Raw genomic sequence first — 25874 nt, 5'->3', positions numbered from 1 at the left:
CAAAAATTTGATAAAATCAAACACTTTTTTTTAATTTTAGGGAATATATGATAAATTTTTTTAAACAATACGCACCATTTTATAAAAACTATAAACTTCAAATTTTTTACGCTCTTATTGGAATTATTCTTGTTGCAGGAGCAACAGCTGGAACAGCTTATGCAATTCAACCTCTGTTAGATGATATTTTTATAAATAAAAATGTAGATATGCTATATATTATGCCGATAATTGTAGTTGTTTTATATACTTCAAAAGGTTTTGGTGGATATATTCAAGCATACTTTATATCTTATATTGGGCAAGATATAACAAGAATTATACGAGATAGACTTTTTTCTCATGTTTTAAAATTAGATTTAGATTTTTTTCAAAAAACACACGGTGGAGAGCTTGTAAGTAGAATAATAAATGACATAAATAGAATTCAAAGTGCTGTTTCAAGCTATTTAGCAGAGATAATAAGAGAGAGCTTAACGATAGTAGCTTTAGTTGGTCTTGTAATTTATCGCTCACCTGAACTTGCATTTTATGGACTTATTGTTTTACCTTTAGCTTTTTATCCTTTGAGTATATTAGCAAAAAAGATGAAAAAGCTATCTTTTAAATCTCAAGAGAGTAACTCCGATATTACATCAAGTCTTACAGAATCTTTTAATAATATTGAGATAATAAAAGCAAACAACACTGAAAATCTAGAAGCAAAAAAATTTAGTGTATTTAATATGATTTTCTTTAAATACAATATGAAAGCAGTAAAAACAAATGAATTAACATCTCCTATTATGGAAATTTTAGGAAGTTTAGCATTTGGTGCTGTTATTTTGGTTGGTGGAAGCAAAGTTATTAGTGGTGAACTTACAACTGGTGAATTTAGCTCTTTTATAGCAGCACTTTTTATGCTTTATACTCCAATAAAAAGAATATCTGGTTTATACAATAAAATGCAAGATGCACTTGCAGCAAATGAGAGAATAAATAGTATTTTTGAAAAATCTCCATCTATTACTTCTGGTGAAATAGAAAAAATAGATAATATAAATAGTATTAAATTTGAAAATGTATCTTTAAAATATGATGATATTGAAGCTTTAAAAAATATAAATCTTGAAGCAAAAAAAGGCGAAATAATAGCTCTTGTAGGAGATAGTGGTGGAGGAAAATCATCTTTAATAAATCTTTTGGTTAGATTTTATGACTTAAGTGCAGGAAAAATAACTTTTGATGATATAGATATAAAAGATTTATCTTTAAAAACTTTGAGAGAAAATATAAGTGTTGTAACTCAAAGAGTATATATTTTTAATGATACAATTGCAGCAAATGTATCTTATGGTGAAGAGCTTGATGATTTAAAAGTTATAGAAGCTTTAAAGCAAGCCCATGCTTACGAATTTGTTTTAAATATGAAAAAAGGTATTAACACAATTTTAGATGAATTTGGAACAAATTTAAGTGGAGGGCAAAGACAAAGAATCGCAATAGCAAGAGCTTTATACAAAAATCCGAAAATATTAATTTTAGATGAAGCAACATCTGCATTAGATAATAAAAGTGAGTCTTTAATAAGTCAAGTAATAGAAGAAGTTAGCAAACAAAGAGTTACTTTTGTAATAGCTCACAGATTAAGTACTATTAAAAATGCTTCAAAAATTGCAGTCTTTAAAAATGGAGAAATTGTTGATATTGGAACTCAAAACGAACTTTTAGAAAATAGTAAAGAGTATCAAAGATTATATAATTCAGCAAATATTTGATTATTTTTTGCTACTATATTTGAATTTTGAAAAAAGGAAAGTCTTTGTTTAGTTATGAAAATTTGAAAAAAATACTATTCTTGTTTGAACCTGAAAAGGCTCATAATATTGCTGAATATGGTTTAAAATTTGTTGGAAAATGTAAGTTACTAAAGAACTATTATGAAAAAAAGAATTTTATAAGTGATGAAAGACTTCATCAAAAAATTTTTAATGTGAAATTTGAAAATCCTGTAGGTCTTGCAGCTGGATTTGATAAAAATGCAACAATGGTTAAAGCTATGAAAAGTATGGGATTTGGTTTTACAGAGATTGGAACAACTACTCCTATGCCACAAGATGGAAATCCAAAACCTAGAATGTTTAGATATCCAAATGAAAAATCTGTTCAAAATGCGATGGGTTTCAATAATTTAGGAGCTCACGAGGTTTTAAAAAATCTAAAAAAAGTTTACCCTTTTTCTATTCCTATTGGAGTAAATATTGGTAAAAACAAAACAACTCCAGAAGAGTATGCTTTAAATGACTATAAAAATTTAATCAAAAAGCTAGAAGCTTATGGTGATTATATTGTTATAAATATATCAAGCCCAAATACTCCAAATTTGAGAGATTTACAAAATGAAAAATTTATAAATGAACTTTTTTCTATGGCAAAAACTTTTACAAATAAACCAATTTTATTAAAAATTGCACCTGATATGGAAGTACAAACAGCTATAGAGCTATGCAAAACTGCTGTAAATAGTGGAGCAGCTGGTATTATTGCAACAAACACAACTATTGATTATAGTTTAGTTCCAAATTGTAAAGATTTTGGAGGATTAAGTGGTGCTTGTTTAAGTGAAAAATCGGCATTTTTATTTAAAGAAATTGCTCGTGAGCTTTATGGAAAAGCTATCTTAATAAGTGTTGGTGGAATTTCAAATGCAAATCAAGCTTATGAAAGAATAAAAAATGGAGCTTCTTTGGTACAAGTATATTCTAGTTTAATTTTTGAAGGACCTTCGATGGTTAGAAAAATAAATCAAGAGTTACTAGAACTTTTAAAAGCTGATGGTTATGATAATATTTCTGAAGCTATTGGAGCAAATTTAAGATAATGAGAAAATTCTTAAAAATTTTTATAATTTATATTTTTATTGGAGAGTTTATGAGTGCAAATAGTTTGCCAAATTATTATACAAAAAACTTAGACAATGGATTACAAATTGTTGCAATTCCTATGGATAACAACACAAATGTAGTCTCTGTTGATGTTTTTTACAAAGTTGGAAGTAGAAATGAGGTTATGGGGAAGAGTGGAATTGCTCATATGTTAGAACATTTAAACTTCAAATCAACAAAAAATCTAAAAGCTGGAGAGTTTGATGAGATTGTAAAGGGTTTTGGTGGAGTAAACAATGCAGGTACAAGCTTTGATTACACTCACTATTTTATAAAAACTTCATCAAAAAATACAGATAAATCTCTTGAACTTTTTAGTGAACTTATGCAAAATTTAACTTTAAACGATGAAGAATTTCAACCAGAACGTGATGTTGTAGCAGAAGAGAGACGTTGGAGAACAGATAATAATCCAATGGGATATTTACAATTTAGAGTTTTTAATAATACTTTTGTGTATCACCCATATCACTGGACTCCAATCGGATTTATGGATGATATTAAAAATTGGAGTATTGAAGATATAAAAGATTTTCACTCAACATATTATCAACCAAAAAATGCAATAGTAATAGTTGCTGGAGATATAAAAAAAGATGATGTTTTTTCAATGGTTGAAAAACACTTCAAAGATATAAAAAATACAAAAGATATTCCAAGTTCTATTCACACAGTAGAACCAAAGCAAGATGGTGAAAGAAGAGCTGTTATAAATAAAGAATCAAATGTACAAATGCTTGCTATGACTTATCATATTCCAAATTTTGAACATGAAGATCAATTAGCTTTAAGTGCTTTATCTCAACTTTTAAGTAGTGGTAAAAGCTCAATTTTACAACAGGTTTTAATAGATAAAAAAAGATTAGCAAATAGTGTTTATGCTTACAATATGGAGTTAAAAGATCCTGGAGTTTTTATGTTTATGGCTGTTGCAAATGAAAATGTTGATGCTTTAAAAATAGAAAAAGAGATTTTAGATATAATATCGAAAATTCAAAAAGGTGAAATACAAGAAAAAGAGTTAGATAAGCTTAAAATAAATACAAAAGCTGATTTTATCTACTCCTTAGAAAGCTCTAGTGATGTAGCTTCTCTTTTTGGAACTTATCTAGTTCGTGACAATATAAAACCACTTTTAGAATATGAAGCAAATTTAGAGAAACTAAAAGTTGAAGATATTGTAAATGTTGCAAAAAAATATTTAGTAAAAGAGAACTCAACAACTCTCATACTAAAAGAAAATAAACAATAAAAGGAAAAAGATGGATACCATTATTGGCTCTATGACTGCTTTGATTACACCATTTAAAAATGGAAAACTTGATTTAGAAAAATATGAAACTCTTATAAAAAGACAAATTGCAAATGGTGTAGATGCTGTTTCTCCAGTAGGAACAACAGGAGAAAGTGCTACACTTTCACATAAAGAGCACAAAGAGTGTATTGAAGTAGCAGTTGCTACTTGTAAAAATACAAGAGTAAAAGTTCTTGCAGGTGCTGGTTCAAATGCAACTAGTGAAGCATGTGATATTGCAAAATTTGCTCAAGAAATTGGTGCAAATGGAATTTTATCAATAGCTCCATACTATAATAAACCAACTCAAGAAGGACTTTATGCTCACTATAAAACGATAGCACAAGCAGTTGAAATTCCTTTTATGTTATACAATGTTCCAGGTAGAACTGGTGTTGATTTATTACCAGAGACTGCTATTAGACTTTTTGATGATGTAAAAAATATTTATGGTATAAAAGAGGCAACAGGTTCTTTAGAAAGAGCGACTGCAATAATATCTCAAAGAGAAGATTTTGTAGTTGTTTCAGGTGATGATAGTGTTGATTTTGCAATGTTAGCAAGTGGTGCAAAAGGTATTATATCTGTAACTTCAAATTTAGTTCCAGATTTAAAATCAAAACTTGTAAGCTCTGTTATGAGTGGTGATTTCAAAACAGCTTTAAGAATTCATAATGATTTGTTTGAATTAAACAAAGTATTATTTTGCGAAAGTAACCCTATTCCAATAAAAGCGGCTATGTATTTAAGTGGTTTATTAGATAGCTTAGAGTTTAGATTACCATTAACAAAACCAAGTAATGAAACTTTAGAAAAATTAGAAAAAATCTTAAAAAAATATGAGGTAGTAAAATAATGAATTGCAATATGAAAGGTAAAACTTTAGTAATTTCAGGTGGTACAAAAGGTATCGGTAAAGAGTGTGTATATAAATTTGCAAGTAATGGTGTAGATGTAGCTTTTACATATAATTCAAATGGTGATGTAGCTCGTGAAATTTGTAAAGATGTCGAAGCAAAATTTGGAGTTAAATGTCGTGCATACCCTTTTAATATCTTAGAGCCAGAATTTTATAAAGACCTTTTTGAAGAGATAGATAAAGATTTTGATAGAGTTGATTTTTTTATATCAAATGCTATGATTTACGGGCGTGCTGTTGTAGGTGGATATGGTAAATTTATGAAATTAAAACCTAGAGGACTTAACAATATCTACACAGCAACTGTAAATGCTTTTGTATGTGGTTCTCAACAAGCTGCAAAAAGAATGCAAAAAGTTGGTGGAGGGGCTATTGTATCCTTATCTTCAACTGGAAATTTAGTATATATTGAAAACTATGCGGGTCATGGAACAAATAAAGCTGCTGTTGAAACAATGGTAAGATATGCTGCAAATGAACTTGGTGAATTTGGAATTAGAGTAAATGCAGTTTCAGGTGGTCCTATTGATACAGATGCTCTAAAAGCATTTACAAACTATGAAGAGGTAAAAGCAAAAACAGCTGAATACTCTCCATTAAATAGAATTGGTCAACCAGAAGATTTAGCACAATCTTGTTATTTCTTATGTACAAGTGATGCTTCTTGGATTACTGGACACACATTAATAGTTGATGGTGGGACAACTTTTAGATAATGTCAAAAAATCTAAATCTTCCAAATATTTTAGCTCTGTTTAGAATAGCACTAGCTCCATTAATGTTATGGTTTTTTATTGATAGGAACAATTCATTATTCTCATCTTGGCATCCATCTTGGTTTGACTATTTTGCAGGACTTATATTTGTAATTGCTTCAGTTACTGATTTTTTTGATGGATTTATAGCAAGAGCTTGGAATCAAATGACAAAGCTTGGTGGTATTTTAGATCCACTTGCAGATAAAATGTTAGTTCTTGCTGGATTTTTAGGACTTATGGTTCTTGATAGAGCTAGCGTTTGGGCTGTATTTTTGATACTTTCTAGAGAATTTTTCATTACAGGGCTACGAGTTGTTGCAGTTAGTGAAGGTAAAAATGTAGAAAGTACTATGGCTGGAAAAATAAAAACAGTAGCTCAAATGTTTGCTATTGGATTTCTAATTATGAACTGGCCATATGCAACTACTCTTTTATGGTTTGCAGTAGCTTTAACTCTATACTCTGGTTTTGAATATACTAGAGATTACTTCAAAGCTTAAGGATTTTTTTGGGTACTATTACTTTTTTACTGGTTTTATCTTTTTTAGTATTTTTTCATGAGCTAGGACACTTCCTAGCAGCAAGATTTTTTGGTGTAAAGGTTGAAAAATTTTCAATTGGATTTGGAAAAGCAATTTATAGTAAATACTGGGCAGGTACTACTTGGCAGTTTGCAATTATACCACTTGGTGGATATGTACAAATGAAAGGTCAAAATGATTCAAAACCTACTTTAGTAGAGAGTGGAGATGACTCATACAATACAAAAAAACCTTGGCAAAGAATTATAATACTATTTGCTGGTCCATTTGCAAACTTTATTTTAGCAGCTATTTTATACTTTAGTATTGCGATTATGGGTGCAAAAACTTTGGCTCCTGTTATTGGAAATATTAGCCCTAACTCAGTTGCAGCAATTGCTGGTTTACAAACTAATGATGAAATTATAAGAATAAATGACAAAGATATAAAATCTTGGGATGAAATAGGTAAGGTTATCACAAGTTCAGAAGGTTCTTTACAGTTTTATTTAAAAAGAGATAATCAAATTATCCTAAAAACAATTAATCCTGTAATTAGTGATAGTCAAAATATGTTTAATGAAAATATTAAAAAAAGAATGATAGGAATAGCACCAAAAGGGGAAGTAGTAACTTTAGAATTAAGTTTTTTTGACTCTTTAACTTATGCTTATGAAAAAACAATTTTTGCTTCAACTATGATTTTTCAAGGTGTTCAAAAACTAATTTCTGGAGTAATTCCTAGCAGTGAGATTGGTGGAGTTATTACTATTGGAAAAGTTATAAGCGATGCTAGTGAAAGTTCTTTAATAGCACTTTTAACAATTACAGCTTTAATATCTGTAAATTTAGGGGTTTTAAATCTTCTTCCAATTCCAGCACTTGATGGTGGACATATTATGTTTAATCTATACGAAATGATTATGAGAAAAAAACCTAGTGATCAAGTTTTTATGTTTCTTACAATAATGGGATGGTTAATTTTAGGAAGCTTAATGTTACTTGGAATTTACAACGATATTAATAGAATATTTTTAAATAACTAAAGGCATTTTATGGAAAAAACTATTGCAACAAAAAATCTGGATAACTTAATTACAAAAGTTGAAGCGGCAAGACTTAAGGTTAGTGAGCATCATATAGTAAAAATTGTTGGTATTTCAAAATACTCAACGATTGAAGATATTACAACTCTTTATGAAGTTGGTCAGCGAGCTTTTGGAGAAAATAAAGTTCAAGATTTAAGAGATAAATCTCAAGCTTTAGAAGAATTTCCAATAGAATGGCACTTTGTTGGTACTTTACAAAAAAATAAAATAAATAATCTACTAGAGCTAAACCCTACTTTGGTTCACTCTTTAGACTCTTTACCTCTGGCTATTGAACTAAATAAAAAATTAGTTGAAAAAAATAAAAAACTATCTTGTCTTCTTCAAATAAACTCAAGTTATGAAGATAGCAAAAGTGGAGTTGATCCAAAAGATGCAATAGAAATATATAAAAATATTATTAATATGTGTCCAAATATTATTTTAAAAGGTGTTATGACTATTGGAGCAAATAGTGAAGATGAAAAAATAATAAAAGATAGTTTCATTATTACTAAAGAGATTTTCGATTCACTAAAACCTTTTGGTGCAAGATACTGTTCTATGGGGATGAGTGGAGATTTTGAACTTGCTATTGCATGTGGCTCAAACTTAATAAGAGTTGGATCAACTTTATTTAAAAACTCTTAAAACATCTATTTTATGGTAACTTTATAAATTTTACTTAAGATATATTTAAAAGTTATTTATCTATACTTCCAAATCTTACAAAAAAGGTTTTTAAATGTTTATGAATCTTACCTCAAAACAACGTTTTTTCTTAAATATGTTTTTAAGTCAAATTGGTTTTGCTGCTATTAGTACTGTTGCGATTTTAAGTGATCACAAAATATCTGCTATTATTGCTGTAAACATTGTCTTTGCTATTATAGTTGGCTATATAAACTACAACTCAATGCAAAGAGTTGTAGGTGGTATTAATAGAATAAAAGAGTACATAGAGAATCTTATGGATTATATGTTTTTTAAAACAAATAATATTAGAAAAGCTGAATATATAAAAAATGATGATATAGGAGCTATTCTTAAAGAACTGAACGAATATTTTGATAAGTATGACAGAATGAGAAAAGATGATATGCATGTTTTGGGAGAATTAGTAATAGCTCTTGATAAAGTAGCTCAAGGTATCTACTCTACACAAATAAATTCAAGTACTTCAAACTTTATGGTACATACTTTAAAAGAAGTTGTAAACAAAATGCTAGTTCGTGCAAATACAAATATTGAAGATTTGGTTGAGATTATAGGACTTTATTCTGAGCATGATTATAGAAAGCAAGTAAATATAAATCCTATTTTAAAAGGCAAAATGAAGCTTGCTATGGAACAGATTAATCAATTAGGTAGAGAATTAAACAGCAATGCAAAACACAATTTAGAAAATGGTACATTATTAGAGAAAAACTCTTTAACTATGAATAGAAGTGTTGAAAATTTAGCAAATAAAGCAAATGCACAAGCTGCAAGTCTTGAAGAGACAGCTGCTGCTCTTGAAGAGATTACAGGTATAACAAAAAATAACACTCAAAATGCTCATAAGATGTCAAATTTAAGTAAAGATGTAAAAGATAGTGTAGTTTTAGGTGAAAATCTAGCAAATAAAACAGCTTTTTCTATGGATGAGATAAATGCAAAAGTAGAAGCTATAAATGAAGCTATTGAAGTAATCGACCAAATAGCATTCCAAACAAATATTTTAAGTCTAAATGCAGCGGTAGAAGCTGCAACTGCAGGAGAAGCTGGAAAAGGTTTTGCAGTTGTTGCTCAAGAGGTTCGAAATTTAGCAAATAGAAGTGCAGAAGCTGCAAAAGAGATAAAAGATTTAGTTGAAAATGCAACAAGCAAAACAAATGATGGTAAAAAAATATCAGATGAGATGAAAATTGGATATAGTAATTTAAATAAATTAATCTCTGAAACTATAGATATTATCCAAGATGTAAGTATTGCTTCTAGTGAGCAACTAAAAGGGATAGAGCAGATAAATGATGCTGTATCTATTTTGGATAGAGTAACTCAAGAAAATGCCTCAGAAGCTAGTAATGTTGCATTAATTGCAAATGAAACTTTGGATATGGCAAAAATTTTAGTGGAAGATGCAAAAACAAAAAAAGTAAGTTGAACTAAGGAGTAAATTATGTCAAAAGAGATAGTACTTAATGATTACACTTTTTTAGTAAGTGAAACAGATGAAAAAGGTACCATAATGTTCGCAAATGATGATTTTTGCAAGATTGCTGGTTATGATATAGATGAGTTAATTGGACAACCACATAATATAATAAGACATAAAGATATGCCAAAAATTGCCTTCAAAGATTTATGGGAAACTATCAAAAAAGGAAATATTTGGACAGGATATGTAAAAAATAGTGCAAAAAATGGAGATTTTTATTGGGTTTATGCCACAGTATTTCCAACAGTTACTAGTGAAAACACAAAAGGTTTTTTATCTTGTAGAAGAAAAGCTAATGCCATTGAGATAGAAACTCACGAAAAACTATATAAGGAACTTCTAGAAAAAGAGAGATAAACTCTCTTTTACTTTAACTTATCAAAAAGATTATACTCACTCCAATAAATATCCAAGGCCTCTTTTAATTCAGTATCACTTAATCTTGTTTTTTTCTTTAAACCAAATCTTTTTATAATTGATTCAGACATTAAGCTCTTCTCTTTTGTAGGATTTTTTAAAAACTCAAACATAGCTTCTTTAACATCTTTTTCACTACTATACTCAAGTAAATATCTATAGAAATATTTATCTATACTAACAGGAATTCGATTGTGACAAGTAATACAATTTCTTTCATAGATATTTTTTGGATTTGAAAAAGAAAAAACAGAAATTAAACATAGAAAAATTACTAATCTTGCCATTTTATTTTTATCCTTGTTCCTACATCAATTTTTGAAATAACATCAATTTTAAAATCATACTCTTTTGCTATAAGAGATACAATATTAAGCCCTATTCCAAAGCCTCCTACACTTTTATCAAATCTTTTATATCTTGTAAAAAGATTTGATAAGTTATCTTTACTCATACCTTTTCCACTATCTTCAATTATTAAAATTTTATCTTTTAAAGTGACCTTTATAAAGCCTTGAAACTTATTGTATTTTATTGCATTTGAAAGAATATTATCTATTAGTTTTGATAATTTTTTTATATCACAAACTATAAAAATATTATCTTTTATATCTAAAATAAACTCAACTTTTTTACTAATAGCAATTGATTTAAAAAAATCAACTCTTTGATTTAAAACTTGAGAAAAATTCAACTTTTCATTATTTGAAATTATCTGATTATTCAAAGAGACAAAAGTTAAATCTTCATATATATTTGAAATTGTTTTTGCTCCTATTTCTATTCTGTTTATCTTTTTTGCTAATTTTTCATCAATATTATTTTTATTTATCATCTGTATATTTGATAAAATTGCAGCAATTGGAGTGTTTAACTCATGCGTTGTATCTTTGATAAATCTATCAAGCATTTCTATAGACTCTCTCATTGGTTTTAAAAATAGTTTTGCAATAAAATATCCAACAAAAAGAAGTAAAATAAATGAAAATAAAAACCAAAAAAGCATTTTATATTTAATATTTGTAAACCAAATATTATCATCTTCAATCTCTACGATAACATATTTACTACCTAAATAGTAAGATTCAGGCTCTTTTATTAAATGAATATATCCATCTTTTAAATATATAACTTCATCAAGTTTTACATCATTCATAAGTAGAGTTGAAAAAATTTTCTTTTTTGAGCTATCAAAAATAGCAGAATTAAATCTTTCATCTCTTGGATAAATATCTGATTTATCAATATTAATATGCAACTCTTTTAAATTTGCAATTTGAGTATTTGAGTAGTTCTGAAGAGTTTGCCTTTTATCTTGGAGCATTAAATCTTTTTTAAATTGATAATATAAAAAAGTAATAACACCCAAAATAACTAAAACTAATATTGAGTAAATTAAACTAAACCCAATAATGGTTCTAGTTTCACTCTTGGATAAATCTATACCCGAGCTTTTTAAAACTAACAATTTTATCTTTTCCCAAAATCTTTCTAAGGTTTTTTATATATGTTCTCAAGGAGTTATCACTATAATCTTCATCATAATCCCAAACAAAATCATAAATTCTATCGTGCGACAGTAGCTCATTTGGATTTTGAAGAAAAAATTTCAAAAGCTTCAACTCTTTTAGATTTAATTTTATCTCTTCATTATTTGATTTTAGTTCATTTGAGATTGTATTAAATGTAACATTAGCAGAAATTTCAACTACCTCATTTTTATTTGCAAACTCTTTTTTTATCAAAGTTTGGACTCTTAATAATAACTCTTTTATCTCAAAAGGTTTTCTAATATAATCATCACAACCACTTTCAAAACCCTCTTCTAATGAACTCATTGAGTTTAAAGATGTTATAAATATCGCTGGAGTTGTTTTTCCAGTAGCTCTAGCCTCTTTTAAGACTTCAAATCCACTTTTGTTTGGAACATTTACATCTAAAAGAAGTAAATCAAAGTTTTGTTCATATATTTTCGATAAAGCTTCATCTCCATCATGAACACAAACTACATCAAAACCCTCTTCTTCAAAATATTCGCAAACTGTTTCGCTTAAGTTATAATCATCTTCAAGCAGTAAAATTTTACTCTTCATCTTCAATTATCTTTCTTTCAGGTGTTTCAACTAATCTTTTTTCATATTGAGCTTTTTCATGAGTATTCATCTTTCCCAATCTTATTTCTAGCTCTTTTTGAAAATCTGCCATATCTTTCTCATCAACAAACCCTATAATTTCTATTAGCTCCTGATTACTCATTTGGCTAAAATTCTCTTTTGCAAAACCAAAAGTTATTAAAATAAAAAAACACAAAATCAACTTCCGCATAAATCCAACTCTTTTTTATTTTTACTTTACTCAAGAACTGTAGAATAATTGTTTATTGTAGCTAAAAATTGATATAATGGCTCTATGAATAATAAAATATCTTTAAAATCTATATATAAACTTCTATTAAAAAACAAGAAAGCTCTTATTTTTGGACAAATTTTCACAGTAATAGGAATTTTAATAAGTGTCCCTATTCCACTTTTACTTCCACTTTTAGTTGATGAAGTTTTACTCAACAAACCAGACTTTTTTGTAAATAATATAAATGAGTTCTTTGGTAGTGGAAGTGCTTTTTATTATGTTGCTATTGTTACAGTTGTTGTAATTACTTTAAGAGCTTTGCACTTTATTTTTGGAGTAATAAACACGAAAATATTTACAAAAATATCAAAAATAGTAATCTTTGATATTAGAGTAAAACTCTTAAATCATCTAAAAAAAGTAAATATGAATGAGTATGAAAGCTTAGGAAGTGGAAAGATATCTGCAAATTTAATAACAGATGTAAACACTCTTGATAGTTTTATTGTAAATGTTTCAAGTAAACTCATAACATCTTCTTTGACTCTTTTAGCTGTTGGTTTTATAATTATAAAAATAGATTTTATGTTGGGATTAATGATACTTTTAACACAACCAACAATTGCAATAATATCAAGAAGAATTGCTAAAAAAACAGGTGAGCTTAAAAAAGAGGAAAATGCTACTATTGAAGCTTTTCAAAATAATATAAATGAAACTTTAGATCTATTTTCTCAAATAAAAGCGAGCAATAAAGAAGATAGCTTTTTTAATACATCTATACAAAAAGCTGAAAATATAAAAATAGCTTCAAATGAATTTAACTACAAAAGTGTAGCGTATGAAAAGTTTTCATATACAATTTTTCTTTTTGCTTTTGAAATATTTAGAGCAACTGGTCTTTTATTAGTAGCTTATAGTGATTTATCAATAGGACTTATGTTTGCTATGTTTGGATATATTTGGTTTATAATGACTCCTGTTCAAGAAATTTTATCTATTCAATACTCTCTTGCTAGTGCAAAAGCAGCTATTGGAAGAATTAACAAAGTTTTAGAACTCAAAACTGAAAGTGATGGTAATAAAGAGTTAAAAGATAAAAAAATAGATATAACTCTTAAAAATCTTACTTTTTCTTATACAAAAGATAAAATAACACTAAAAGATATTAGTTTTTCTATAAAAAGTGGTGAAAAAGTTGCAATAATTGGAGCTAGTGGAAGTGGAAAAACTACTATTTCACAACTTATCGCTGGATTTTATGCAAAAAATAGTGGTGATATTTTATACAACGATATAAGTATTGATAATATTTCAAAAAAAAGTTTAAGAGAACATGTATTTTTAGTGCTTCAAATGCCTATTTTATTTAATAATACTTTACGATTTAATCTTACAATGGGTGAAAATATAAGTAATGAAAAAATAAAAGAAGCTTTAAAAATAGCTCAATTAAACTCTATGCTTGAAAATTTACCAGATGGTTTAGATACTGTTGTTGGAAAAATGGGAATAAGACTAAGTGGGGGTCAGCGACAAAGATTATCAATTGCTAGAATGATTTTGGCAAATCCTAGTGTAGTTATTTTTGATGAATCAACTTCAGCTTTAGATGTACAAACAGAGACAAAACTTTTTGAAAATCTTGAAAATATTTTAAAAGATAAAACAGTAATTACAATAGCTCACAGATTAAGCACTGTAAAAAATGCTTCAAAGATTTTTGTACTTGAAGATGGAGAACTAGTACAAAGTGGAACACATATGGAACTTGAAGATGAAATAGGACATTATAAAGAGTTTGTAAAACATCAACTACTAAATTAGATTTTTTTGTATTATATGAAAATTTTATATTTTTTTAGGGTTTAGGATATAGATAAAACTACTATACCCTATTTTATTTTTTAAGCTATATTTGTATAAACAGCTTGTACATCGTCATCATCTTCTAATTTTTCTATAAGCTTTCCAATATCTTCTTGTTGTGTTTCAGTAAACTCTTGTGGATTATTTGGAATTCTTTTTAACTCTGCTTTTGTAAGTTCAATTCCAATCTCTTCAAATTTTTGGTTCATATTTCCAAAATCAGTATAATTTGCATAAGCCAAACACAAACCATCTTCTTCTTCAAGCTCTTCAAGTCCTGCATCTATTAGTTCTAATTCAAGCTCTTCTAATTCATAATTAGCTGGTTTTGGGAACTCAAAAATAGCCTTTCTATCAAAGAAAAACTCTAATGAACCTGTAGGTACTACTTGTCCTTGTGTTTTATTAAAATACATTTTGATATTTGCAACTGTTCTTGTATTATTATCTGTTGCTGTTTCAACAAAAATCAAAACTCCATGAGGTCCTTTTCCTTCAAAGTTTACTTCAGAAAAGTTTGCAGAATCTTTTCCAGATGCTCTTTTAATAGCTGCATCTATATTTGCTTTTGGCATATTTTCAGCTTTTGCATTTAAAATAGCAGTTCTTAGTGCTGAATTTGTATCAGGATCTGGAACTCCCGCTTTTGCTGCAACTTCAATAGCTCTTGCTAACTTGGGAAATACTCTTGACATATTTCCCCATCTTTTCATCTTTGCTGCTTTTCTATACTCAAAAGCTCTTCCCATAAAAAACTCCATAAATTAATATTTTTTAGGAAATATTGTACCTAAAAGTAGATTAATAAAATAGTTAAAGTTTTCTCTTTATAAACTTTGGATACAATTTTATTTTTATTTTAAAAGGACATTTTTGAGAAAAGTATTATTTACATTATTATTATCAATTTTTTGCTTTGCTGATGAGGGAAATTTTCCTGAAGATTTAGAAAATGAGTTTAAACCAACAAACAGTGTGGTTTTTGACCCACTAAGTGGTTACAACAGAGTTATCACATCTTTTAATGATAGTTTTTATACTTATGTTCTAACGCCAACAGCAAAAGGTTATGCCTATGTTGTACCAGAAGTTGCAAGAACTGGTATAAATAATTTTTTCACAAACCTATTTTTTCCTATTAGATTTGTAAATAATCTTTTACAGTTTAAATTTGAGAATGCAGGAAAAGAAGTAGGAAGATTTTTAGTAAATACTATTTGGGGTTTTGGTGGATTTATGGATCAAGCAACAAATACTTTAGGTATGAAAATTTATAGAGAAGATTTTGGACAAACTTTAGGATATTGGGGAGTTGGTCAAGGTTTTCATATAGTTTTACCACTTTTAGGACCTTCAAATCCTAGAGATATATTAGGTCTTGGTGTTGATTTGATTTTAGCACCTACAAGTCAATTAGGGCATAACACCATACCTTATAAAATCCCACAAAATGCTCTACAAGAGTTTGGTATAGACGTATTGTATAAAGTAAATGAGTACTCTTTTAATCCTAATATGTATGAAATTATTAAAAAAGATGCTATTGATTTATATCCATATTTAAGAGATGCTTACAATCAAAAAAGAGAAAGAGAAATAAATGAGTAATATATTTAAAAATAGTTTATTAAAACTTTTAATAATTTTATTAACAATAACTTCAAGTAGTTATGGAATTCAAAAAGATGATATAAAAGCTCACATGGAGAGTAAAATTGACAATGTATTGTTAGTTTTAAAAAATAAAAGTTTGTCAAAAGAGGAGATGAAAAAAGAAGTTATTACTATTGTAGGTGATACTTTTGATTTTGATCTTATGGCAAAAATAGCTCTTGGAAAAGATGCTTGGAATAGCATAGATGAAGCAAAACAAAAAGAGTTTAGTGAAGTATTTGAAGATAAAATAAAAAAATCTTATAGTGATAAACTAGAACTTTATAATGATCAAAAAGTAAAAATCTTAACTCTTGAACCATATAATAATACAAGACTTCAACTAAAAACTGAGCTTGTAGGAAAAGAGGGAAATTATAGTATAAACTACAATTTTTATGAAAAAAATGGTGAATGGTTTATATACGATATTGATTTAATAGGTGTTAGTATTATACAAACTTATAGACAACAATTTGCTGGACTTCTAAAAGAGAAATCTTTTGACGAAATGTTTAAACAGTTTAAAAATCAGTAGTTTATGTATAAAAAAATCTATGATACTTTGATTTTTAAGTATCCTTTTTTATTTTTGATAGTATCTTCACTTTTTGTGGGATACTTATCTTACAATGCAAAAGATATGCAAATAGATGCAAGTGCAGAAACACTACTTCTTGAAGATGATGAGGATTTAAAGTTTTTTAGAGAGAGTTTTAAAAAATATGAAAGCTCAAATTTTTTGATAGTTACTTTTAGTCCAAAAAAGAATCTTTTGGATGATGAAACTTTAAAGATTATAAAAAATATTTCTGATGATTTTGCTAAAGTTGAAAATATTGAAAAAGTTGATTCAATCCTTACTGTTCCACTTCTTCAATCCCCAATCCGCCCTATTTCAGACTTAGTTGCAGGAGTTGATAGTTTAAGTTCAAAAGAGTTTGATAAATCTTTAGTTGAAAAAGAGTTTTTAAACTCTCCTTTGTACAAAAATGCTCTTGTGAGTTCAGATTTTAAAACAACTGCTTTGATACTTCATCTAAAAGATGATGAAAAATATTTTGAATTTATTGCAAAAAGAGAAAATCTTTTACAAAAACAAAATATTAAAGATTTAAGTGAAAATGAAAAAGAAGAGTTAGAAAAAAATAACTTAGAATTTAAAGAGTATAGAGCTAATTCAAGAGTAAAAGATAGCAAAAACATTGAAGAGATAAGAAATATTATCAAAAACTATGAAGGAGATGCAAAAATATTCTTAGGTGGAGTTAGCATGATAGCTAACGATGCTGTGCATTTTGTAAAAAATGATTTATTGATTTATGGTGTTAGTCTTGTTTTTATTTTTATTTTTATCTTATACTATATTTTTAGAAGCTTTAGATGGGTTTTTATAGTTTTATTTATCTGTTTTATATCAATATTAAGTACTTCTGGTATTTTAGGAATATTCTCTTGGGAAGTTACAGTAATATCTTCAAATTTTGTTGCATTGCAACTAATAATAACAATGTCCATGGTTGTTCACTTAGTTGAGAGATACAAAGAACTATACTTTAAATACAAAAATGCAAGTCAATATAAGCTAATTATAAATACAGTTTTATCAAAAATAATTCCATCTTTTTTTGCAATCATTACTACAGTTGTTGGATTTTCATCTTTGGTTTTATCAAATATTGAACCTGTTATAAATCTAGGACTTATGATGAGTGTTGGGATTTTGGTTTCTTTGGTTTTAACTTTTATATATTTTCCAATTTTTTTGCTACTTATTGGAAAAAAAGAAGAAGTTGAAAAAAAAGAAAAAAGAATATCTTTTATACAAAAACTACCAAATATTATAATTTATCGTGGAAAAATTATAATTATCATAGCAATTTTAACTACAGTTTTTTCTATTATTGGAAGTTCAAAAATTTTTGTTGAGAACTCTTTTATAAACTATTTCAAATCAAATACAGAGATTTATAAAGGTATGAAAGTAATTGATGAAAATCTAGGAGGAACTACTCCTCTTGATATTATTATAAAATTTAAAGAAGATAAAAATATAGTAAAAATAGAAGAAAATAGTGATTTTGATAATTTTGAAAATGAGTTTATATTAAAAAACGATGATAAACAATATTGGTTTTCACAAGATAAAATGGAATTAATCACAAAAGTACATGATTATCTTGATAATATTCCAGAGGTTGGAAAAGTTCAATCTTTAGCAACTTTACTTAAAATTGGAAAAACTTTAAATGACAATAGAGATTTAGATGGAATAACTCTAGCACTTATTTACAATCAACTTCCAGAAGATTATAAAAAACTCATATTAAGCCCTTTTGTAAATATTGAAGCTAACGAAGCTAGAATTAGTATGAGAATAATTGATTCAAATGATGAATTAAGAAGAAATGAGCTTATCAAAAAAATTAATAAAGATTTAGAAGAAATTATCACAAACAAAGATACAACTTTTAGACTTACAAACCTTATGATTTTGTACAACAATATGCTTCAATCGCTATTTGAGTCTCAAATTTCAACTGCTGGAGCTTCTATTTTTGTTTTAGGAATTATGTTTTTAATACTTTTTAAAAATATAAAAATGGCTTTAATAGCTTTAATTACAAATCTAATTCCTATTTCTCTTGTTTTTGGGATTATGGGTTGGCTTTTTATTCCACTAGATATTATGACTATTACAATTGCTGCTATTGCTTTAGGAATTGCTGTTGATGATACTATTCATTTTATGCATAGATTTGATTTTGAGTATAAACAAAGCCATGGAAACTATAAAATAGCAATAAATAAAGCAATAAATACAGTTGGTCATCCTATGTATCATACGACTATTATTGTTGTTATTGGATTTTCAATACTTATGCTTTCAAATCTAGTTCCAACTATATATTTTGGACTTCTAACAGCAGTTGTAATGATTAGTGTTTTAATAGCAAATCTTATTTTACTTCCAAGATTGATATTTATATTTAAACCATTTAAAACAAAAAATGAGGAGGATAGCTTATGAATGTAGCAATTTATTGCGGTTCTGCTTTTGGAAATAGTAAAATATATGAAGAAAAAACTATAGAACTTGCAGAAAAATTATATAAAAACAATATAAATATTGTTTATGGTGGTTCAAAACAAGGATTAATGGGAGTTATCTCAAATAAATCTTTAAGTTTAGGAAACAAAGTAACAGGTGTAATAACTTTTGATTTAGTTGGAAAAGAACTTGAAAATACAAATATTTCAAAAATCTATAAAGTAAATAGTATGAGAGAGAGAAAAGCAAAAATGGAAGAACTAAGTGATGCTTTTATAGCTCTTCCAGGTGGTTATGGAACATTTGAAGAGATTATTGATGTTATAGCTTCTTCACAAATTGGTTATCATAAGAAACCTTGCGCTTTTGTAAACATAAACGGATATTATGATAAATTAATTGAATTTTTCTACTCTTGTGCAAATAGTGGTTTTATGGATAGAAGATTTGTTGATATGTTGATTGTTAGTGATAATATTGATGAAATTATAGAGAAAATAAAAAATTATGAAGCTCCAAAAGCAAAATGGGACAAATAAGATAATATTGCTCTTATTTACTATTTATTAATTTTGTATTTATAAGAGGTTAATTATGAATTTATATAATTCTTTCGTAAGTTAATTAATTTTAACTTTTTCTCCTCCTATAAAAACAAAGGAAGCTTTAAACAGCTTCCTTTTTTTATTCTCTTTTTTAAAGGTTGTATATGAAAAATTTAAAAAAATATATTCTTTTTGATAATGATGGTGTTTTAGTTGAAACTGAAAAATGGTACTTTGAAGCAAATAAAAAATCTCTTGCTCTTTTAGGATTAAATCTTGAGATGGATTTTTATCAAAATATTATGGTAAAAGGCGGAAGTGCTTTTGAACTAGCACTTCTTCATAATATTGAAAAAGATATTATAGAAAAACATAGAAATCTAAGAGATGGTTTTTATCAAGAGTTTTTACAAACAAAAGATATAAATATACCAAAAGTAAAAGATATTTTAAAAAATCTATCAAAAAAATATAAAATGGCAATAATAACAACTTCAAGAAGAGTTGATTTTGAGTTAATTCACAAAAATAGAGGAATCACTGATTTTATGGATTTTGTACTTTGTGTTGAAGATTATGCAAAAGCAAAACCAAATCCAGAACCATATCTAAAAGGTTTAGAAAAGTTTTGTTCAAAACCTTTTGAAGCAATAGTTGTAGAGGATTCTCAAAGAGGATTAGAGAGTGCAAAAAGAGCAAATCTTGATTGTATTGTTGTAAAAAATGAGTTTACAATAAATCAAGATTTTAAAAAAGCAGATTTTTTTATAAATAACCTAGACGAGCTTGAAAAATTATTATGAATTATTACCCAAACAACTTTGAATTGAAACCTTTTATAAATTCTATTGATTTATCTTTATCTATATCCTCTTTTTTATCTGTAAGATAGTAGAAAAAACTTCCAGTTTTAACTTTTCCTACAATCATTAAAGAGAGTAAAATAATAAAAATAGGAATGAAAATATAAATAAGCAATTTTGTTTTTCTATTCATCTTTTTTTTGGGTTTAAGAAATTCTCTATCTATTTGAACTTTTAAATCTTGAAGAATATTTTTAGGAAGATTATTTATTAAAAATAGTTCTGATCTTTCATCTGTTTGACTTTGTAGTTTTTTTATCTCACCTTCATTTAAGATAGTCAAAAAATATACAATCTCAACGCCACTTGATGACATTTCACTATCTAATTCTCTCCAATTTGAAATATTTACGCCTAACTCCTCTTCAGATTTTCTTATTATTGTTTCAAGTGGAGTTGTATTTAATTCAACTTTTCCACCAATTCCATTGTATAATCCTTTTTGCCAATCTGGATTATTCTTTTTTAATAATAATATTTCTTTATTATCAGTTATTATACCTACAACCACTCTCATTTATACTCATTTCATTTTAAAGCTTTCTATATTTTTAAAAAAAGATAAAAAGATAATTTTTTTGTATTGTGACATATTAAAATATAATTGAGATTAAAAAACTTATTTTAAGACAAAATTAAGCTATTATTTTTTAGTTTTAAAATAAAAAATAGCTTTTAGTTATTTTTTATTATATTTTCTGCTTTATTTGTAAGTTTTTTCTTATTTAAAAGTTCAGTCTCTCTTTGAGTAAAACTATTTTTAATTTCAAATTTCTCTTTTTTTATATTACTCTTTTCATCATTTGTACTATTTTTAAAAAGTGTTAAAATTAAGTAAATAGATAGTAAAAAATTGAATATGATTATAAACCATTTTAAAGCTAAAACATATTTTAAATATTCAATATTTTGTGTAAGTTTTAAATATTCAACAACATCACCATATATAAATCCAGAAAATAGTGCTACTAAAAGAAGAAAAAAGATAAAAATAGCTCTTTTTCTAAACTTATATAAGTAGTACCAAAAAAGAGCTGATTTCACTTGTTTAAACATTTGTTATCCTTACACAAAAAAGTTGATACCCAAAGCCGCAAGAGCTACAACTAGGGATTTTGTTTTTAAATCATCAACTATTTTTCTCTCTTCATCAGCAATAATTATCTCTAAATCTTCATCGCTAAAATCATTTATATTTTTACTATTTTCTATTAATCTAGCTTTTGTTGCTATTATTGCTTTTTCTCTAATCTTTAAATTTATCATATCTTTTAGCTGTTTGCTTTTTATTTTTGGATAGTCAAAAAGCTTTGTTGTATTTTCACTTGCTATATCTACAAGCTCTTTTGATTTTGATTTTAAAATATCTTTGATTTTCATCTATTTTCCTATTTATTAGCAATTTATGGGAGCATTTTAACCTTTTTTTAATTATACTTAACATATTTTAGATTTTAAGGGAAAATATGAAAATAGTTTTAAGTATTGCAGGAAGTGATAGTAGTGGTGGAGCTGGTATTCAAGCTGACATAAAAAGTGGATTTTATCACAAAGTTTTTATGACAACAGCAATTACAGCAGTTACAGTACAAAATACTTTGGGTGTTAGTGATGTAGTTGTTTTAGAACCAAAATTTGTAGCAAAACAGATAAAATCTATAATAGAAGATTTTAAAGTAAATTGTATAAAAATAGGAATGTTAAGCTCAAAAGAACTGATTCTTGAAGTTTTTGAAACTATAAAAGAGTTAAATATACCAATAGTTTTAGATCCTGTTGCTATTTCAAGAGCTGGTTCAAAACTTCTTGATGATGAGGCTATAAATAGTTTAAAATCAAACTTTAAATATGCTTATTTAATAACACCAAATAGCTTAGAAGCTGAACTTTTTTTTGGTGTAAAAAATATAAATGATATAAAAAGTCTAAAAGATATTCCAACTAATATTATCTTTAAAAATATAATAAAAAGTTATAATCAAACAGTAGATGTTTTGTTGAAAAAAAATGGGAAAATTAAGATATTCAAAGGTAAAAAAGCTGATATTTCAAATACTCATGGAACAGGTTGCAGTTTTAGTGCTTCTATTGCTTCGCTTCTTGCAAGAGACAAATCTCTTTGTAAAAGTATAAAAAAATCAAAAAAATATATCTACAAAGCTATAAAAAATGCTCCAAATTTTGGAAGAGGAAATGGACCTATAAATCACATTTTATAAACAAAGCCTATACAAAGCCAAATTTTAGTATATTTACACAAAATTTTTAGGAAAAATCTATGAAAGAATTTCTACAAAAAGCAAAACAAAGCAGTCGTGTTGTAGCAACTCTTAGCACAGCTATAAAAAACCAAACCCTTCTACAATTTGCGGATGCACTTGAAGAGAACTCATTTTTAATTATTGAAGAAAATATAAAAGATATGAAACTAGCAAAGCAGCTTGATTTAAGCTCTGCAATGCAAGATAGATTATACTTAAACGATAGCAGAATTCAAGATATGGCAAATGCTATACGACAAATTGCTTCTCAAACAGAACCAGTTGGAAGGATTTTAGATGGTTGGCTTACTAAAGATAACTTAAATATTCAAAAAGTATCTATTCCAATTGGTGTTATTGCTATTATTTATGAGAGTCGTCCAAATGTAACAAGCGATACAGCAGCACTTTGTTTTAAAAGTGGAAATGTTTGTGTTTTAAAAGGTGGAAAAGAAGCTGAAAACTCAAACAAAGCAATAGCTAAAATAATACAAGATGTTTTAGAAAAAAATAATCTTCCAAAAGAGATAGTTTCTTTGCTTCCTGATAGTAGCAGGGAAGGTGTTGCAAAATTGATTGTTGAAGATAAATATGTAGATTTAATAGTTCCAAGAGGCGGTGAAGCTTTAATTAAATTTATCACTCAAAACTCTAGTATACCTGTAATCAAACATGACAAAGGAGTTTGTCATACTTTTATAGATAAAGATGCAAATGCAACAAAATCTATAAATATTGTAATAAATGCAAAATGTCAAAGACCAAGTGCTTGTAACTCATTAGAAACTCTTTTAGTTCACAAAGATATAGCTCCTTATATTTTAACAGGAATTCAAGAAGAGCTTAGCACTTATGGAACTATTTTAAAAGGTTGTCCAAAAACTTTAGAGTATATAAAAATTGCTCCAGCAAAAGAGGAAGATTTTTATATTGAGTATTTAGAAAATATTTTAAATATCAAAGTTGTAGAAAACCTAAATGAAGCAATAGAGCATATATCAAAACATGGTTCAGGACACTCTGAAGCAATTTTAAGTGAAAACTATACTGCAATAAATAAATTTTTAAATGAAGTTGATGCAGCTTGTGTATATGCAAATGCGAGTACTAGATTTACAGATGGTGGAGAGTTTGGTCTTGGTGCTGAAGTTGGAATTTCTACAAATAAACTTCACTCAAGAGGACCTATGGGAATAAATGATTTAACAACATTTAAATACAAAATTTACGGACAAGGACAAGTTAGAACAAAATGAGTACAAATAGACTTTTTTTAATATTTTGTAGTGTTATTGCAACACTATTTTTTTGGCACTATTTAGGTGAAAAGGCAATCTTAAAAGACAATTCAAATAGCTTTGATAAACTTCAATGTGTATCTTATGCACCTTATGGAAAAGATGAGTCACCATTTTTCTTTGAAAAAGGGATGGTTTTAAAAGAAGAAAACATAAGAAACGATATGGAACTTCTTTCTAAATATACTTCTTGTGTAAGAACTTATTCGACTGTTGGGCAAGAACTTGTTCCAAAAGTTGCAAAAGAGTTAGGAATGCAAGTTTTAATGGGGATTTGGATAGGTAAAGAAGAGAAGCAAGCAGTTGCTGAAATTGCTACTTTAAAAGAGTTAGCAAAACAATATCCTGAAGTTATAAAAGCAATTATTGTAGGAAATGAGGTTCTTCTAAGAGGAGACCAAACTGATGTACAACTAGCAAAATATATAAAAGAGGTAAAAGAGGCTCTTCCACAATATCCTGTAACTTATGCAGATGTTTGGGAATTTTGGCTTAAATATCCAAAAATAAAAGAACTTACAGATTTTGTAACTATTCATATTTTGCCATATTGGGAAGATGAACCAAAAAATATTCACGATTCAATTGAACATGTAAAAAATGTAAGAATTGAAGTAGAAAAAGAGCTTGGAACTTCAAATATTTTAATTGGTGAAACAGGATGGCCAAGTGAAGGAAGAATGAGAGAAGATGCAGCTCCTAGCAAGATAAATCAAGCAATTTATATAAGAGATTTTGTAAAACTTGCAAACGAACACAACTGGCAATACAATATAATTGAAGCAATAGATCAACCTTGGAAAAGAAAAAGTGAAGGTGCTGTTGGTGGTTTTTGGGGAATTTTTGATAAAGATAGAGCAGATAAAAATGTATTTAGTGGAGATGTTTCAAACTTTCCAAACTATCTATATTTAGCTTTTGGTTCTTTAGTTTTAATATTTGGATTTTTTATAAGATTCAAAAATGAACAAACATCAACAATTAGGCTTATAACTTTTAGTATTGTAAATACTATATTTGCATCTTTATTTATGCTTCAAGTTGAACAATATGTTGTAATTTCAAGAAATAATTTGGAAGCTTTTTGGGCTATTTTACTTTTAGGAACACAACTTTATGTATATTATGAACTTTTAAAACATATAGTTTCTAAAAATCAGTATGAGATTATTTCTAAAGTTGCTTTCTACTTTAGTATGATTTTTATATTTATTATGACTGTAAATATAGCTTACAATGGAAGATATGAGAATTTTGAAATTTATGGATTAATAATACTTGCTATTTCATTCTTATGGTCATATTTTGGTAAATTTGATAGATTAAAATTTGGAAATTTTGAAAGACTATTTGCTATTATTTTATTTATAAACACTCTTGTAATGGTTTACAACGAAACAACTCTAAATATTTTTAGCAATATTTTAGCTATTATAAATCTTGTGTTTGTAATTATTTTATGTGTTGGTTCTTTAAAAAATAGTAGTTTAAATGAGTTAAAAAAACCAATTATTTATATTGTAGCTATTTGTATTGCTATACTACTGTTTAAACATGGTTTTATTATGAATAGAGATATGGATATTTCTTGTAAACTAAATGGTGGTGGTTTCTTATGTTCAATTGTTGGAAATGTTTGGTATTTACTATATTTCAACTATATTGGAATTGCAGCGATTATAGCTTCTGCGTTTGCATTATTAGTAGATAAAAAACCATTTATCATCACTGCTTTAGTTTTAAGTATTTTAGCTTCAATGCTTACAAATACATTTTTAGGAGCTATTGCATTTATTATCGTACTTTATACTATAACAAAAGATAAAAATAAAAAACTATTAAACTAAAAAAATAGATTGAAGA

Annotated in this window: 26 protein-coding genes and 1 pseudogene; 19 read left to right on the top strand and 8 right to left on the bottom strand. The window is 27.1% G+C overall.

Annotated elements, in window-relative coordinates:
• Window positions 1-47: 47 nt before the first annotated feature.
• From ACRYA_RS04360 to ACRYA_RS04315, 10 genes and pseudogenes are all read left to right on the top strand, one after another.
• Window positions 48-1757, top strand: coding sequence for an ABC transporter ATP-binding protein (locus ACRYA_RS04360; protein WP_105917350.1), 1710 nt, complete (start codon window positions 48-50; stop codon window positions 1755-1757).
• A gap of 44 nt (window positions 1758-1801) precedes the next feature.
• Window positions 1802-2860 (top strand): quinone-dependent dihydroorotate dehydrogenase, encoded by a 1059-nt coding sequence (locus ACRYA_RS04355; protein WP_105917349.1) that lies wholly within the window; start codon window positions 1802-1804, stop codon window positions 2858-2860.
• A gap of 50 nt (window positions 2861-2910) precedes the next feature.
• Window positions 2911-4176: a M16 family metallopeptidase gene (locus tag ACRYA_RS04350; RefSeq protein ID WP_228199784.1), complete on the top strand. Its 1266-nt coding sequence runs from the start codon at window positions 2911-2913 to the stop codon at window positions 4174-4176.
• Between the two features lie 10 nt (window positions 4177-4186).
• The gene (dapA, locus tag ACRYA_RS04345; RefSeq protein ID WP_105917347.1) at window positions 4187-5074 is read left to right on the top strand and encodes a 4-hydroxy-tetrahydrodipicolinate synthase; all 888 of its coding nucleotides are present in this window, start codon (window positions 4187-4189) and stop codon (window positions 5072-5074) included.
• Window positions 5074-5853, top strand: a complete 780-nt coding sequence (locus ACRYA_RS04340) for an enoyl-ACP reductase (RefSeq protein ID WP_105917346.1) — start codon at window positions 5074-5076, stop codon at window positions 5851-5853. Before dapA ends, ACRYA_RS04340 begins: the two co-directional genes overlap by 1 nt.
• Window positions 5853-6395 carry a CDP-diacylglycerol--glycerol-3-phosphate 3-phosphatidyltransferase gene (gene pgsA / locus ACRYA_RS04335; RefSeq protein WP_105917345.1) on the top strand — a complete coding sequence of 181 codons (543 nt, stop codon included), beginning with the start codon at window positions 5853-5855 and terminating at the stop codon, window positions 6393-6395. Before ACRYA_RS04340 ends, pgsA begins: the two co-directional genes overlap by 1 nt.
• A gap of 8 nt (window positions 6396-6403) precedes the next feature.
• Entirely contained in the window at window positions 6404-7462 is a 1059-nt protein-coding gene (gene rseP, locus ACRYA_RS04330; protein ID WP_105917344.1) for an RIP metalloprotease RseP, read from the top strand.
• A 9-nt stretch (window positions 7463-7471) separates the two neighbouring features.
• Window positions 7472-8155, top strand: coding sequence for a YggS family pyridoxal phosphate-dependent enzyme (locus ACRYA_RS04325; protein WP_105917343.1), 684 nt, complete (start codon window positions 7472-7474; stop codon window positions 8153-8155).
• A gap of 745 nt (window positions 8156-8900) precedes the next feature.
• A pseudogene (locus tag ACRYA_RS10950) lies at window positions 8901-9650 on the top strand (methyl-accepting chemotaxis protein); the annotation flags it as partial.
• A gap of 15 nt (window positions 9651-9665) precedes the next feature.
• Entirely contained in the window at window positions 9666-10061 is a 396-nt protein-coding gene (locus tag ACRYA_RS04315) for a PAS domain-containing protein (RefSeq protein WP_105917341.1), read from the top strand.
• 8 nt (window positions 10062-10069) lie between these two features.
• On the opposite strand, the gene ACRYA_RS04310 is transcribed toward ACRYA_RS04315, so the two are convergent.
• The 4 genes from ACRYA_RS04310 to ACRYA_RS04295 all read right to left on the bottom strand — a co-directional run bounded on the left by ACRYA_RS04310 (window position 10070) and on the right by ACRYA_RS04295 (window position 12446).
• The gene (locus ACRYA_RS04310; RefSeq protein ID WP_105917340.1) at window positions 10070-10408 is read right to left on the bottom strand and encodes a hypothetical protein; all 339 of its coding nucleotides are present in this window, start codon (window positions 10406-10408) and stop codon (window positions 10070-10072) included.
• Entirely contained in the window at window positions 10396-11445 is a 1050-nt protein-coding gene (locus ACRYA_RS04305) for a sensor histidine kinase (RefSeq protein ID WP_228199783.1), read from the bottom strand. The genes ACRYA_RS04310 and ACRYA_RS04305 overlap by 13 nt, the downstream gene beginning before the upstream one ends.
• A 100-nt stretch (window positions 11446-11545) precedes the next feature.
• Window positions 11546-12214 (bottom strand): response regulator transcription factor, encoded by a 669-nt coding sequence (locus tag ACRYA_RS04300; protein WP_105917338.1) that lies wholly within the window; start codon window positions 12212-12214, stop codon window positions 11546-11548.
• Window positions 12204-12446: a DUF1104 domain-containing protein gene (locus ACRYA_RS04295; protein WP_105917337.1), complete on the bottom strand. Its 243-nt coding sequence runs from the start codon at window positions 12444-12446 to the stop codon at window positions 12204-12206. Before ACRYA_RS04295 ends, ACRYA_RS04300 begins: the two co-directional genes overlap by 11 nt.
• 84 nt (window positions 12447-12530) lie before the next feature.
• Here ACRYA_RS04295 and ACRYA_RS04290 point away from each other — a divergent pair, with 84 nt between their 5' ends.
• Window positions 12531-14297, top strand: coding sequence for an ABC transporter ATP-binding protein (locus tag ACRYA_RS04290; protein WP_105917336.1), 1767 nt, complete (start codon window positions 12531-12533; stop codon window positions 14295-14297).
• Window positions 14298-14377: 80 nt separating this feature from the next.
• Here ACRYA_RS04290 and ACRYA_RS04285 read toward each other — a convergent pair whose 3' ends face one another.
• Window positions 14378-15088 (bottom strand): YebC/PmpR family DNA-binding transcriptional regulator, encoded by a 711-nt coding sequence (locus ACRYA_RS04285; RefSeq protein ID WP_105917335.1) that lies wholly within the window; start codon window positions 15086-15088, stop codon window positions 14378-14380.
• Between the two features lie 124 nt (window positions 15089-15212).
• Between ACRYA_RS04285 and ACRYA_RS04280 the strand changes: the two genes are divergently transcribed.
• The 5 genes from ACRYA_RS04280 to ACRYA_RS04260 all read left to right on the top strand — a co-directional run bounded on the left by ACRYA_RS04280 (window position 15213) and on the right by ACRYA_RS04260 (window position 20392).
• Window positions 15213-15947: an MlaA family lipoprotein gene (locus ACRYA_RS04280; RefSeq protein WP_105917334.1), complete on the top strand. Its 735-nt coding sequence runs from the start codon at window positions 15213-15215 to the stop codon at window positions 15945-15947.
• Entirely contained in the window at window positions 15940-16530 is a 591-nt protein-coding gene (locus ACRYA_RS04275; protein WP_105917333.1) for a Tgt2/MlaC family protein, read from the top strand. Before ACRYA_RS04280 ends, ACRYA_RS04275 begins: the two co-directional genes overlap by 8 nt.
• 3 nt (window positions 16531-16533) lie before the next feature.
• Window positions 16534-19023 carry an efflux RND transporter permease subunit gene (locus ACRYA_RS04270; RefSeq protein WP_105917332.1) on the top strand — a complete coding sequence of 830 codons (2490 nt, stop codon included), beginning with the start codon at window positions 16534-16536 and terminating at the stop codon, window positions 19021-19023.
• Window positions 19020-19583, top strand: coding sequence for an LOG family protein (locus ACRYA_RS04265; RefSeq protein ID WP_105917331.1), 564 nt, complete (start codon window positions 19020-19022; stop codon window positions 19581-19583). The genes ACRYA_RS04270 and ACRYA_RS04265 overlap by 4 nt, the downstream gene beginning before the upstream one ends.
• Window positions 19584-19753: 170 nt before the next feature.
• Window positions 19754-20392 carry an HAD family hydrolase gene (locus tag ACRYA_RS04260; protein ID WP_105917330.1) on the top strand — a complete coding sequence of 213 codons (639 nt, stop codon included), beginning with the start codon at window positions 19754-19756 and terminating at the stop codon, window positions 20390-20392.
• A gap of 4 nt (window positions 20393-20396) precedes the next feature.
• Here the strand turns inward: ACRYA_RS04260 and ACRYA_RS04255 are convergent, their stop codons facing one another.
• From ACRYA_RS04255 to ACRYA_RS04245, 3 genes are all read right to left on the bottom strand, one after another.
• The gene (locus ACRYA_RS04255; RefSeq protein WP_121443280.1) at window positions 20397-20969 is read right to left on the bottom strand and encodes an NUDIX domain-containing protein; all 573 of its coding nucleotides are present in this window, start codon (window positions 20967-20969) and stop codon (window positions 20397-20399) included.
• 158 nt (window positions 20970-21127) lie between these two features.
• Window positions 21128-21508: a hypothetical protein gene (locus tag ACRYA_RS04250; protein WP_121443279.1), complete on the bottom strand. Its 381-nt coding sequence runs from the start codon at window positions 21506-21508 to the stop codon at window positions 21128-21130.
• Window positions 21509-21517: 9 nt separating this feature from the next.
• Window positions 21518-21832, bottom strand: coding sequence for a DEAD/DEAH box helicase family protein (locus ACRYA_RS04245; protein ID WP_105917493.1), 315 nt, complete (start codon window positions 21830-21832; stop codon window positions 21518-21520).
• Between the two features lie 86 nt (window positions 21833-21918).
• On the opposite strand from ACRYA_RS04245, the gene thiD reads away from it, so the two are divergent.
• Genes thiD through ACRYA_RS04230 form a run of 3 tightly spaced genes read left to right on the top strand, consistent with a single transcriptional unit; the run spans window position 21919 to window position 25858 of the window.
• Window positions 21919-22671: a bifunctional hydroxymethylpyrimidine kinase/phosphomethylpyrimidine kinase gene (thiD, locus tag ACRYA_RS04240; RefSeq protein WP_105917494.1), complete on the top strand. Its 753-nt coding sequence runs from the start codon at window positions 21919-21921 to the stop codon at window positions 22669-22671.
• Window positions 22672-22730: 59 nt separating this feature from the next.
• Window positions 22731-23969: a glutamate-5-semialdehyde dehydrogenase gene (locus tag ACRYA_RS04235; RefSeq protein WP_105917495.1), complete on the top strand. Its 1239-nt coding sequence runs from the start codon at window positions 22731-22733 to the stop codon at window positions 23967-23969.
• Window positions 23966-25858 carry a glycoside hydrolase family 17 protein gene (locus tag ACRYA_RS04230; protein ID WP_105917496.1) on the top strand — a complete coding sequence of 631 codons (1893 nt, stop codon included), beginning with the start codon at window positions 23966-23968 and terminating at the stop codon, window positions 25856-25858. The genes ACRYA_RS04235 and ACRYA_RS04230 overlap by 4 nt, the downstream gene beginning before the upstream one ends.
• Window positions 25859-25874 lie beyond the last annotated feature (16 nt).

The organism is Aliarcobacter cryaerophilus ATCC 43158 (genome assembly GCF_003660105.1).
Lineage (GTDB): Bacteria > Campylobacterota > Campylobacteria > Campylobacterales > Arcobacteraceae > Aliarcobacter > Aliarcobacter cryaerophilus.
This window is presented reverse-complemented; position numbering and strand designations above follow the sequence as displayed.

Excerpts from the sequence above, each read along its gene's own strand:
- ACRYA_RS04295 (WP_105917337.1), bottom strand. The coding sequence starts at position 12,446 with ATGCGGAAGTTGATTTTGTGTTTTTTTATTTTAATAACTTTTGGTTTT.
- pgsA (WP_105917345.1), top strand. The coding sequence starts at position 5,853 with ATGTCAAAAAATCTAAATCTTCCAAATATTTTAGCTCTGTTTAGAATA.
- thiD (WP_105917494.1), top strand. The coding sequence starts at position 21,919 with ATGAAAATAGTTTTAAGTATTGCAGGAAGTGATAGTAGTGGTGGAGCT.
- ACRYA_RS04235 (WP_105917495.1), top strand. The coding sequence starts at position 22,731 with ATGAAAGAATTTCTACAAAAAGCAAAACAAAGCAGTCGTGTTGTAGCA.
- ACRYA_RS04255 (WP_121443280.1), bottom strand. The coding sequence starts at position 20,969 with ATGAGAGTGGTTGTAGGTATAATAACTGATAATAAAGAAATATTATTA.
- ACRYA_RS04245 (WP_105917493.1), bottom strand. The coding sequence starts at position 21,832 with ATGAAAATCAAAGATATTTTAAAATCAAAATCAAAAGAGCTTGTAGAT.
- ACRYA_RS04275 (WP_105917333.1), top strand. The coding sequence starts at position 15,940 with ATGAGTAATATATTTAAAAATAGTTTATTAAAACTTTTAATAATTTTA.
- ACRYA_RS04340 (WP_105917346.1), top strand. The coding sequence starts at position 5,074 with ATGAATTGCAATATGAAAGGTAAAACTTTAGTAATTTCAGGTGGTACA.
- ACRYA_RS04300 (WP_105917338.1), bottom strand. The coding sequence starts at position 12,214 with ATGAAGAGTAAAATTTTACTGCTTGAAGATGATTATAACTTAAGCGAA.
- ACRYA_RS04260 (WP_105917330.1), top strand. The coding sequence starts at position 19,754 with ATGAAAAATTTAAAAAAATATATTCTTTTTGATAATGATGGTGTTTTA.
- ACRYA_RS04270 (WP_105917332.1), top strand. The coding sequence starts at position 16,534 with ATGTATAAAAAAATCTATGATACTTTGATTTTTAAGTATCCTTTTTTA.
- ACRYA_RS04305 (WP_228199783.1), bottom strand. The coding sequence starts at position 11,445 with ATGCTCCAAGATAAAAGGCAAACTCTTCAGAACTACTCAAATACTCAA.
- ACRYA_RS04315 (WP_105917341.1), top strand. The coding sequence starts at position 9,666 with ATGTCAAAAGAGATAGTACTTAATGATTACACTTTTTTAGTAAGTGAA.
- ACRYA_RS04350 (WP_228199784.1), top strand. The coding sequence starts at position 2,911 with ATGAGTGCAAATAGTTTGCCAAATTATTATACAAAAAACTTAGACAAT.
- ACRYA_RS04325 (WP_105917343.1), top strand. The coding sequence starts at position 7,472 with ATGGAAAAAACTATTGCAACAAAAAATCTGGATAACTTAATTACAAAA.
- ACRYA_RS04290 (WP_105917336.1), top strand. The coding sequence starts at position 12,531 with ATGAATAATAAAATATCTTTAAAATCTATATATAAACTTCTATTAAAA.
- ACRYA_RS04285 (WP_105917335.1), bottom strand. The coding sequence starts at position 15,088 with ATGGGAAGAGCTTTTGAGTATAGAAAAGCAGCAAAGATGAAAAGATGG.
- ACRYA_RS04230 (WP_105917496.1), top strand. The coding sequence starts at position 23,966 with ATGAGTACAAATAGACTTTTTTTAATATTTTGTAGTGTTATTGCAACA.
- ACRYA_RS04265 (WP_105917331.1), top strand. The coding sequence starts at position 19,020 with ATGAATGTAGCAATTTATTGCGGTTCTGCTTTTGGAAATAGTAAAATA.
- ACRYA_RS04360 (WP_105917350.1), top strand. The coding sequence starts at position 48 with ATGATAAATTTTTTTAAACAATACGCACCATTTTATAAAAACTATAAA.
- dapA (WP_105917347.1), top strand. The coding sequence starts at position 4,187 with ATGGATACCATTATTGGCTCTATGACTGCTTTGATTACACCATTTAAA.
- ACRYA_RS04310 (WP_105917340.1), bottom strand. The coding sequence starts at position 10,408 with ATGGCAAGATTAGTAATTTTTCTATGTTTAATTTCTGTTTTTTCTTTT.
- ACRYA_RS04250 (WP_121443279.1), bottom strand. The coding sequence starts at position 21,508 with ATGTTTAAACAAGTGAAATCAGCTCTTTTTTGGTACTACTTATATAAG.